Source organism: Pseudomonas sp. 6D_7.1_Bac1 (assembly GCF_025465945.1).
GTDB lineage: Bacteria > Pseudomonadota > Gammaproteobacteria > Pseudomonadales > Pseudomonadaceae > Aquipseudomonas.
The window spans coordinates 19,265-29,526 of record NZ_JANLNW010000004.1; the positions used below are offsets into that span (position 1 = coordinate 19,265).

A 10,262-nucleotide genomic window follows, 5' to 3' on the forward strand; every position below is an offset into this window, starting at 1 on the left:
GGTTAAAACGAGGAGTGCATCCATGGATATCCGTGGTCTGGGTTACGTCACCCTGTTGTCGCGCGACCTGGCGCAGTGGCGTCATTACGCAAGCCAGGTGCTGGGCATGATGGTCTCGGCGGGCAGCGATGACGATCAGCGTCTGTACCTGAAAATGGACGACCGCCACTACCGCCTCCTGGTGCAGAAAAGCACCGAAGACGGCTTTGGCGCCTGTGGCTGGGAAGTCGCCGGTAAGGCTGCGTTTGAGCAGGCGATCCTTGAGTTGCAAGAGGCTGATGTTCAGGTCGAGCGCGGTACTGCGGCCGAGGCCGGCGTGCGCAAGGTTCAGGAACTGGTGCGCTTCAGCGACCCGGACGGCAACCGCCACGAGCTGTTCTGGGGGCCGTTGCAGGACTTCGCCCGTTTCGTTTCGCCAGTCGGGGTCAAAGGGTTTGTCACCAACGAGCTGGGCATGGGCCACGTTGTATTGCCTGCGCCGAGCTTCGCCCGTTGCCGGGACTTCTACGAGCAGGTCATGGGTTTCGGCCTGTCGGACCTGATGAAGGTGCGCTTCACGGAAGATTTGGCCGAGCCGGAAAAAGCCATTCACTTCCTGCACTGCAACAACGCTCGCCACCACTCGCTGGCGATTTTCGAATACCCGATGCCCCACGGTTGCGTGCACATGATGGTCGAGGTCAATGCCCTCGATGAAGTCGGCAGGGCGCTGGACCGGGTGCACGCCAACGGCGTCAAGCTCTCGGCCACCCTCGGCCAGCACACCAACGACCAGATGATCTCGTTCTACATCAAGACGCCGTCGGGCTTTGACCTCGAATACGGTTGCGATGGGCTGGTGGTGGATTGGGATCGGCACACGCCGTTTGAAAGCACCGTGGTCAGCCACTGGGGCCATGACTTCAGCGTGGGCCGGCCATGAGGACGATGACCATGGACAAGCGAATGACCACCGCGCAAATCGTCGGCGAGCTGCGTGACGGCATGACGATCGGCATCGGCGGTTGGGGCCCACGGCGCAAGCCGATGGCGCTGATCCGCGAGATTCTGCGCTCCGACCTCAAGGACCTGACCGTGGTCGCCTATGGCGGTGCGGACGTCGGCATGCTCTGCGCGGCCGGCAAGATCAAGAAACTGGTGTTTGCCTTCGTCTCCCTCGATTTCATTCCACTGGAGCCGTACTTCCGCAAGGCCCGTCAGGAGGCTGCGCTGGAGATCATGGAAATCGACGAAGGCATGTTGTTGCTCGGCCTGCGTGCAGCGGCGATGAACGTGCCGTTCATTCCGACGGCAGTAGGGCTGGGCACTGATGTGCTGCGCCACACCCCGCAGATCAAGCTGATTGCCTCGCCCTATGCCGACGGCAAGGACTGGGTGGCGATGCCGGCGCTCAAGCTCGATGCGGCGCTGCTGCATGTCGACCGCGCCGATGCCCGTGGCGTGTGCCAGATCAGCGGCCCCGATCACTACATGGACGACCTGTTCGTCCGTGCGGCGGCTCGCAGCTACGTGACCTGCGACGAACTGGTCGACAGCGAGTATTTCCACGCCGACGCCGGCCACGCCCATCAAGTGTTCTGGGAACGCAACCTGACCACCGGCGTGGCCCACGTGCCTGGCGGGGCGCACCCATCGTCCTGCGCGCCGTTGTATGGCTTCGATGTGCCGCACTTCAAGACCTACAACGCCTCTGCCCAGGCCCCTGATGGCTGGCTGGCCTACGTTCGCGACTACGTCGAGTGCAGCCACGAACAGTACCTGGACAAGGTCGGTGGCCTGGCCGCGATCCGTCAACTGCCGTTGCCGATTTTCTAAGGGAGCCTTCCGATGAGCACTACGACTTACAGCCTCGCCGAACTGATGATCTGCGCGGCCTCCGAAGCCTGGCGCGATGACGGCGAAGTGTTGGCCACCGGCATCGGCGTGATCCCGCGTCTGGCGGCATCGCTGGCCATGCTCAGCAGCAACCCGCAGCTGCTGATGACCGACTCCGAAGCCTACATGGTCGCCGAACCGGTGCCGCTGGGTGCGCGTAACGGCTACCAGCCCAAGCGCGACAGCTGGATGGGTTTTTCGCGGATTTTCGACAACGTCTGGGGTGGCAAGCGCCATGCGCTGGTTGGCCCGACCCAGATCGACCGCTTCGGCCAGGCAAACATTTCCTGCATTGGTGACTACGCCAAACCCAAGGCGCAGATGCTCGGGGTGCGTGGTTTTCCCGGCAACTCCATCAGCCACGCCAACTCCTTTTGCGTGTCCAGCCATAACCGTCGGGTGTTTGTCGAAGGCGAGGTCGATATGGTCGCTTCGGTCGGCTACAACCCGGCGCGCCTGGCCCGTGGCTGGTCGCTGGACGAGATCGACATCCGGTTGATCGTCACCGACCTCTGCGTGCTGGATTTTCAAGGCCCGGAGCACCAGATGCGGGTTCGCTCACTGCACCCCGGCGTGACCCTGGCCGAGGTTCAAGACAACACAGGTTTTGCCTTGCATGCGCCAGCGCAGTGCCCGACCACGGCGGCGCCAACCCTTGAGCAATTGCAACTGATCCAGCGCCTCGACCCGCACAACCTGCGCGCCAGTCAACTCAAAGACAACCCGCCCGGCCAGCGCTGAGTGCAGCCCTTGCAGTCCCGTTTCGGAGAAAAGTGATGGCTGAACATAACGACTATAACGAAGCCGAGACCAAGGTCGAGGTGGTGCTTTACGAGGTGCGCGGTGCGGTGGCGCTGGTCACCATGAACCGCCCCGAGTACCACAACGCGCAGAACTCGCGGATGACTTACGCGCTGGACGCGGCGTTTCGCCGGGCCTGCGACGACGATGAAGTGAAAGTCATCGTGCTGCGCGGTGCTGGCAAGCATTTCTCCGCCGGGCACGACATCGGCACGCCGGGACGGGACGTGCACCAGACATTCGACCGCGCCAGCCTGTGGTACGACCACACCAACAAGCCGGGCGGCGAGTTTCTCTATGCCCGCGAGCAGGAGGTCTACCTTGGCATGTGCCGACGCTGGCGCGAGATGCCCAAGCCGACCATCGCCATGGTCCAGGGCGCGTGCATTGCCGGTGGGCTGATGCTTGCCTGGGTCTGTGACCTGATCGTTGCCAGTGAAGATTCGTACTTCGCCGACCCGGTGGTGCGCATGGGTATTCCCGGCGTGGAGTACTTCGCCCACGTGCATGAATTGAACCCGCGCATCGCCAAGGAATTTCTGTTCCTCGGTGAGCGCATGCCCGCAGCGCGGGCCTACCAGATGGGCATGCTCAACCGCGTGGTGCCGCGTGAAACCCTGGAACAGGACACGCTGGACATCGCCGGTCGCATCGCGCAGATGCCGCGCTTGGGGCTGCAGTTGAGCAAGCAGGCGGTGAACAACGCCGAAGACCTGATGGGCAAGCGCGCGACCATGGACATGGTGTTCGGTCTGCATCACTTCGCCCATGCGCACAACGAACTGGTGTCCGGCGACCGGCTTGGCGGCTACGACGCCAAATCCATGGCCAGCGCCCAACGCACCGCCGACGGAGCCTGAACATGACGGTTTCTCTGAACACCCGTCTGACCGAGCTGCTCGGTTGCCGTTACCCGATCATCCAGACCGCCATGGGCTGGGTCGCCGACCCGAAACTGGTGGCGGCCACCGGCAATGCCGGCGGCTTCGGCTTTCTCGCCGGGGCGACCATCGAACCGCAGAAAATGGAGGCGGCGATCCTCGAAACCCGGCGCCTGACCGCGCAGCCATTCGGGGTGAATTTTCATATGTACCAGGCCAACGCGGCCGAGATCGTCGAACTGGTGCTCAAGCACAAAGTGCGGGCGGTGAGTTACAGCCGCTCGCCCGGTAAACAGATGATCGGTCGTTTGAAGGATGCCGGGGTGGTGTGCATCCCCACCGTGGGCGCCCTCAAGCACGCGCAAAAAGCCGTGGAAATGGGCGCTGATGCGGTGACCGTGCAGGGCGGTGAGGGCGGTGGTCACACCGGTGTGGTGCCGACGTCGCTGTTGCTCGACCAGGTGGTTCGGGCCGTATCGGTGCCGGTGGTGGCGGCGGGCGGTTTCAAGGACGGCCATGGACTGATCTCGGCCCTGGCCTACGGCGCCGAAGGCATCGCCATGGGCACGCGGTTTTTGATGTGCGCCGAGAGCCCGGTGCCGGCGGCGACCCTGGCCCGTTACCTGGCGGTCACCGACCCTGCCGCGATCATCATCAGCCGCGCCATCGATGGCATGCCGCAACGGATGATCCGCAATGAATTGCTCGACCAACTGGAAGACAGCGGCGCGTTCCGGCGCTTGTTGCTGGCGTTCCAGAGTGGACTGGCGTATCGGCGCCATAGCGGCCTGAGCCTGATGCAACTGTTGGGCAGCGCGCTGAAGATGCGCGGCAGCGGCGAGCTGACCGCCGCGCAAAGCCTGATGGCCGCCAACGCGCCGATGGTGATCCAGAAAGCCATGGTCGATGGCAAGCCCGCCGAAGGTGTGCTGCCGGCCGGGCAGATTGCCGCGAGCATAGACAGCTTGCCCAGCTGCGCCGAACTGATTGAACAGATCGTCCGCGACGCGCAAGCGCGTCTGGGCGAGCTGTGCCGCCGCGTATCGTGAAGGAACAACCGATGAAAGCATTTAGCGTGAGTATCGATAACGGCATCGCCGAGCTGGTGTTCGACCAGCCTCCGGTCAATGCCTTCAACTGTCAGGGCTGGGCCGATATCGCCAGCGAAATCGAACGACTGGGCACAGATAACTCGGTGCGGGTGATCGTGATCCGCGCCGAAGGCCGGGGTTTCTGCGCCGGTGTCGACATCAAGGAACTGGCCGCCGACAGCAACCTGATCGTTGCGGTGAACAAGGGCAACTACGACACCTTCAAGGCGATTCACCGCAATCCGAAACCGGTGATTGTCGCCGTGCACGGTTTCGTCCTCGGCGGTGGCATCGGCATCTGTGGCGCGGCCGACATTCTGCTGGCGTCCGAGTGTGCGCGGTTTGGCGTGCCGGAAGTCGACCGTGGCGCCATGGGCGGCGGGGCGCATTTGCAGCGGTTGTTCCCGGTGCAGAAGGTCCGTCATATGTACTTCACCGGCGAGATGATCGACGCCGCCGAAGCCTGGCGCCTCGGCGCGGTGGAGCGGGTGGTCAAGCGCGAAGAGCTGCGTGAAGCGGCGTTGCAGATCGCCCGCAGTATCGCCGGGAAAAGCCCGGGCATGATCGCCCTGGCCAAGGAAGCCTTGAATGGCATCGAAGACGGCAACCTCGAAGACAAATACCGCCGCGAGCAAGGCTTGACCCTCGAAGCCTATCGCTCGCTCGACTCCCAGGAAGCTCGTGACTCGTTCGTCGAGAAACGCGCTGCCCACTTCAACGGCTGAAGGCATTCCAATGGACCTGACTTATACCCCGGCCCAACAGGCCCTGCGCTTAGAGGCGCGAGCCTGGCTGGCCGCCAACGTGCCCAGCGAACCGCTGGCGTCCTTCGACACCGAACAGGGCTTTGCCGAGCATCGCGCCTGGGAGGCCCGACTCAATGACGGTCGTTGGGGCATGGTGACCTGGCCAACCGAACTCGGCGGGCGCGGTTGCGACCTGATCGAGTGGCTGATTTTCGAAGAAGAATATTACCGCTCGGGCGCGCCGGCGCGGGTCAACCAGAACGGGATCTTCCTGCTGGGCCCGACCCTGATGGAGTACGGCAGCGAGGAGCAGAAAGCCCGTTTTCTGCCACGCATGGCGACCGGGCAAGACATCTGGGCCCAGGCCTGGTCCGAGCCCGGCGCCGGCTCCGACATGGCGGCGATCCGTTCGCGGGCCGAGCGGGTCGGCGACCATTACGTGATCAACGGCCAGAAAACCTGGTCGACCCGGGCCGTGTGGGCCGATTGGGCGTTCGGGATCTTTCGCACTGACCCCAACTCCCAGCGCCATCAAGGCCTGACATTCATTCTGCTGCCACTGGACACGCCTGGCATCACTGTGCGGCCGATCCCGCAGCTCAACGGCTTGCCGGGGTTTGCCGAGATCTTCTTCGACGACGTCAAGGTGCCGGTAGAGAACGCCCTGGGCGGCGAGGGCATGGGTTGGCATGTGGCAATGTCCACCGCTGGTTTCGAACGTGGTTTGTTGCTGCGCTCGCCGGCGCGTTTTCAGGAAACCGCCCGGCGTCTGGTTCAGTTGTACCAGGCCAATCGCGAGTCCGCCGACCGTGATCCGGCCATCGGCGAGGCGGTGATGCGCGCCTGGCTCGACGCCGAGGCCTACACCTTGAACACCTACATGACCGCTTCGCAGCTGGTGCAGGGCGGCAAAATCGGCCCGGAATCGTCGACCAACAAGATCTTCTGGTCCGAGCTCGACCAACGCATGCACGACACCGCGATGAGCATTCTCGGCCTGCGTGGCGAATTGCTGCCCGAAGCCCCGGCGGCCGGTGACGTCGGCCATTGGCTCGACGGTTTCCTGTTTGCCCAGGCCGGGCCGATCTACGCCGGTACCAATGAGATCCAGCGCAACATCATTGCCGAACGCATGCTCGGCATGCCGCGGGCCTGAGGACAAACACCATGGATTTTAGTTTCAGTCGCGATCAACTGCTGTTTCAGGACAGCGTTCGCAGCTTTCTGATCAACGAAGTCACCCCCGAGCGCATTCGCGAGTTGTGGCACAGCGACACCGGTCGCAGCGATGCACTCTGGGGGCAATTGGTGGCGCTGGGCCTGAGTGCGCTGACTGTCCCCGAAGAATTCGGCGGCATGGGCATGCACGCCTTGGACTTCGTCCTGCTGGCTCAGGAATGTGGCTACGCCGGTATGCCCGAGCCGCTGGTGGACACGATGTTGATCGGCGTGCCGCTGCTCGCCGGTCTTGATAAACGCCACGCCGCGCTCAAGCAGTACTGGCTGGCCAGTGTCGCCGAGGGCAGCGCGCGGCTGGCGGTGGCCGAACCGGGTAACCCGCTGGTCAGCGACGCCCATGTCGCCGACTTGCTGCTGCTGGCTCACGGCGATGAAGTCCACGCGCTCAAGCCCGAGGCTGTCCGCCTGACCCGTAATGTCTCGGTGGACCCGAGCCGGCAGTTGTTCCAGGTGCAGTGGACGCCGACCGCCGCCACCTGCGTGGCCAGCGCAGAGCAAGGCAAACGCCTGTGGGCTGCAGCGTTCAATCGCGGCGCCCTTGGTAGCGCCGCGCAATTGTTGGGGTTGGCCAAACGCATGGTCGACCTGGCGGTGGATTACACCTTCGAGCGCAAACAGTTCGGCAAACCGGTCGGCTCGTTCCAGGCGGTCAAGCATTTGATGGCCAACGTCGCAGTGCAGATCGAGTTCGCCAAAGGCCCGTTGTATCGCGCCGCCTATGCGGTGGCTCATGAGCTGCCGGGGCAGGACGTGCAGGTGTCCCACGCCAAACTGGCGACGGCCGAAGCCGCCATGCTCGCGGCGAAAAACGCGATCCAGGCCCACGGCGCCATGGGGTACACCTGGGAAGTCGATTTGCAGTTGTTTATGAAACGCGCCTGGGCGCTGGACAAGGTCTGGGGCGATCGCGGCCTGCACAAGGCTCGCGTGCGCCATGCGCTGTTCGACGGCGCCATGGCCCTGGGAGCAAGCAGCACATTCTGATCAAGGCCAACGCGAAACCTGTGGGAGCGAGCCTGCTCGCGAAAGCGGTGGCCCAGCCAGCAGAGATGTTGGCGGTACTGGCCTCATCGCGAGCAGGCTCGCTCCCACAGGGATCTGTGGCGGACGCAGTACTTGTGCACGACGCCAATCAAGTGTGGGAGCGGGCTTGTCCTAATGCCGATCAGTTAAGCCGAATATTGAACCTGTGGCGAGGGAGCTTGCTCCCGCTGGACTGCGTAGCAGTCCCCTTCTTTTGTGAAGAGAGGGGCCGCTTCGCGCCCCAGCGGGAGCAAGCTCCCTCGCCACAGGGAAATGCCCATCCTTAACTGACTGGCATTAGGGCCCGCTCGCGAAAGCGCTGCATCAGTCAACTGATTTTCTTTCTTGAATCGAGGTAGAGCATGCCTGAAGCCTATATTGTCGACGCCCTGCGTACGCCCACCGGGCGCCGCAAGGGTGGTTTGAGCCAGATTCACGCCGCCGATCTGGGCGCCCATGTGTTGCGCGCGCTGGTCGAGCGCAACGGCATTCCCGATGAGGATTACGACGACGTGATCTTTGGCTGTGTCGACACCATCGGCCCGCTGGCCGGGGACATCGCCCGCACCAGTTGGCTGGCCGCCGGCCTGTCGCACGCGGTGCCGGGTACCACCATCGACCGCCAGTGCGGTTCGTCGCAACAGGCCGTGCACTTTGCCGCCCAGGCAGTGATGAGCGGCACCCAGGACGTGGTGGTTGCCGGTGGTGTGCAGACCATGACCCAGATCCCGATTTCCTCGGCGATGATCGCTGCCGAACCGCTGGGTTTCAGCGATCCGTTCAGCGGCTCGCAAGGCTGGGTCCAGCGTTACGGTGCGCAACCGCCGACGCAGTTTCGCTCGGCGCAGATGATCGCCGAGAAGTGGGGCCTGTCGCGGGCCGATCTTGAGGCCTATTCGCTGGAGTCCCATCAACGGGCCTTGCACGCCATCGAGCAGGGCCGCTTTGCCCGCGAGATCGTGCCGCTGGCCGGCGTCGTGCATGACGAAACACCGCGCCAGACCAGCCTGGAAAAAATGGTCGAGCTGGAGTTTCTGTTCGGCTGTGATCGGGTCACTGCTGCAGTGTCGAGCCAGACCTGCGACGCCGCCAGTGCCCTGCTGATCGTCTCGGAAACTGCGCTCAAACGCTATGGCCTGACACCGCGTGCGCGCATCCATCACCTGAGCGTGCGCGCCGAAGACCCGATCTGGATGCTCACCGCGCCGATCCCGGCCACCGCTTACGCATTGAAACGCGCCGGCATGAAGCTGGAAGACATCGACCGGGTCGAGATCAACGAGGCCTTCGCCTCGGTGGCGATGGCCTGGCTCAAGGAAACCGGCTACCCCCATGCCCAGACCAACGTCAACGGCGGCGCGATTGCCCTCGGCCATCCGCTGGGCGCTACCGGTACGCGTTTGATGTGCAGTTTGCTGCATGAGCTGGAGCGCAGCGGCGGGCGCTTCGGTTTGCAGACCATGTGCGAAGGCGGTGGCCAGGCCAACGTGACGATTATCGAACGCTTGTAAGCGACATCTTTGAAAGGAACATGAGCATGAAGAGCTGTGAAAACCGCGTCGTGATCATCACCGGAGCCGGTGGTGGACTGGGCCGTGCCTACGCGCTGGCCTTTGCCGCCGAGGGCGCCAAGGTGCTGGTCAACGACATCAACCGTGACGCGGCACTGGCCGTGGTCGGGGAAATTCTCGGACAGGGCGGCAGCGCCGTGGCCAACAGCGACGACATCACCCGCTACGACGACGCCGCGCTGATTGTGCGTCAGGCCATCGAAACCTTCGGCGGTTTGAACGTGGTGGTGAACAACGCTGGCATCTGCCGCGACCGGATGTTCACCAGCCTCAGCGAAGCCGATTGGGACTCGGTGGTGGCAGTGCACCTCAAGGGGCATTTCTGCATCGCCAGCCACGCCGCGCGTTACTGGCGTGAGCAGGCCAAGGGCGGTGCGCGGGTCAACGCACGGATCATCAACACCAGTTCCGGCGCCGGGTTGCAGGGCTCCATCGGCCAGTCCAACTATGCTGCGGCCAAAGGCGGGATCGCCGCGTTGACCCTGGTTCAGGCCGCTGAACTGGGGCGTTACGGGATTACCGTCAATGCCCTGGCCCCGGCTGCACGCACCGGTATGACCGAGCAAGTGTTCGCTGACACCATGAAAAAACCGCAGGAAGGTTTCGACTATTTCGCCCCGGAGAACGTCGCACCGCTGGTGGTGTGGTTGGGGTCCGAAGCGTCTGGCGCGGTCAATGGCCAGATGTTTGAAGTGGAGGGCGGCAAGTTGTCGATTGCCGATGGCTGGCGCCGTGGTCCGCAGCTGGACAGGCAAGGGCGCTGGGCCGTGGACGAAGTGGGTGAGGCGGTACAGCAATTGCTGGCGCAAGCGGTGCCAGCAGCGAAGGTTTATGGCAGCTGACGGTTCAGGCGTCCAGCTCCAACCAGTTGTCGGCGCCTGTTGTTTTCCCGCGATGGCGAGCTGGGCTCCTGAGTACATCGCCGATGATCGGGTTTCGTTACGTCCCCTGCAATCTTGACTAGAGTTTCAACTATCGGTGGCCGTACTGCGACCACCGTGATCGTCCAGGATTTCCCGGCCAACTACCGGGCAA

Annotated in this window: 10 protein-coding genes; all 10 read left to right on the plus strand. The window is 63.6% G+C overall.

What is annotated here, in order from left to right; genetic code table 11:
- The first annotated feature begins 22 nt into the window (after positions 1-22).
- The 10 genes from NTD87_RS00780 to NTD87_RS00825 all read left to right on the plus strand — a co-directional run bounded on the left by NTD87_RS00780 (position 23) and on the right by NTD87_RS00825 (position 10,069).
- On the plus strand, positions 23-922 hold the full coding sequence (locus NTD87_RS00780; RefSeq protein WP_262111189.1) for a VOC family protein: 900 nt from the start codon (positions 23-25) through the stop codon (positions 920-922).
- A gap of 11 nt (positions 923-933) precedes the next feature.
- Entirely contained in the window at positions 934-1,815 is an 882-nt protein-coding gene (locus NTD87_RS00785) for a CoA transferase subunit A (protein WP_262111190.1), read from the plus strand.
- Positions 1,816-1,827: 12 nt separating this feature from the next.
- Positions 1,828-2,616, plus strand: a complete 789-nt coding sequence (locus tag NTD87_RS00790) for a CoA-transferase subunit beta (protein ID WP_262111191.1) — start codon at positions 1,828-1,830, stop codon at positions 2,614-2,616.
- A 35-nt stretch (positions 2,617-2,651) separates the two neighbouring features.
- On the plus strand, positions 2,652-3,536 hold the full coding sequence (locus NTD87_RS00795) for an enoyl-CoA hydratase (protein ID WP_262111193.1): 885 nt from the start codon (positions 2,652-2,654) through the stop codon (positions 3,534-3,536).
- Between the two features lie 2 nt (positions 3,537-3,538).
- Positions 3,539-4,606, plus strand: coding sequence for an NAD(P)H-dependent flavin oxidoreductase (locus NTD87_RS00800; protein ID WP_262111194.1), 1,068 nt, complete (start codon positions 3,539-3,541; stop codon positions 4,604-4,606).
- Positions 4,607-4,617: 11 nt separating this feature from the next.
- Positions 4,618-5,373: an enoyl-CoA hydratase family protein gene (locus NTD87_RS00805; RefSeq protein WP_262111196.1), complete on the plus strand. Its 756-nt coding sequence runs from the start codon at positions 4,618-4,620 to the stop codon at positions 5,371-5,373.
- 10 nt (positions 5,374-5,383) lie between these two features.
- Positions 5,384-6,550, plus strand: a complete 1,167-nt coding sequence (locus NTD87_RS00810) for an acyl-CoA dehydrogenase family protein (RefSeq protein WP_262111198.1) — start codon at positions 5,384-5,386, stop codon at positions 6,548-6,550.
- Positions 6,551-6,561: 11 nt separating this feature from the next.
- Positions 6,562-7,617, plus strand: a complete 1,056-nt coding sequence (locus tag NTD87_RS00815) for an acyl-CoA dehydrogenase family protein (RefSeq protein ID WP_262111199.1) — start codon at positions 6,562-6,564, stop codon at positions 7,615-7,617.
- 401 nt (positions 7,618-8,018) lie between these two features.
- A complete protein-coding gene (locus tag NTD87_RS00820; RefSeq protein WP_262111200.1) occupies positions 8,019-9,167 on the plus strand; it encodes an acetyl-CoA C-acetyltransferase in 1,149 nt (382 codons plus the stop codon).
- A 26-nt stretch (positions 9,168-9,193) separates the two neighbouring features.
- The gene (locus NTD87_RS00825; protein WP_262111201.1) at positions 9,194-10,069 is read left to right on the plus strand and encodes an SDR family oxidoreductase; all 876 of its coding nucleotides are present in this window, start codon (positions 9,194-9,196) and stop codon (positions 10,067-10,069) included.
- Positions 10,070-10,262: the final 193 nt, after the last annotated feature.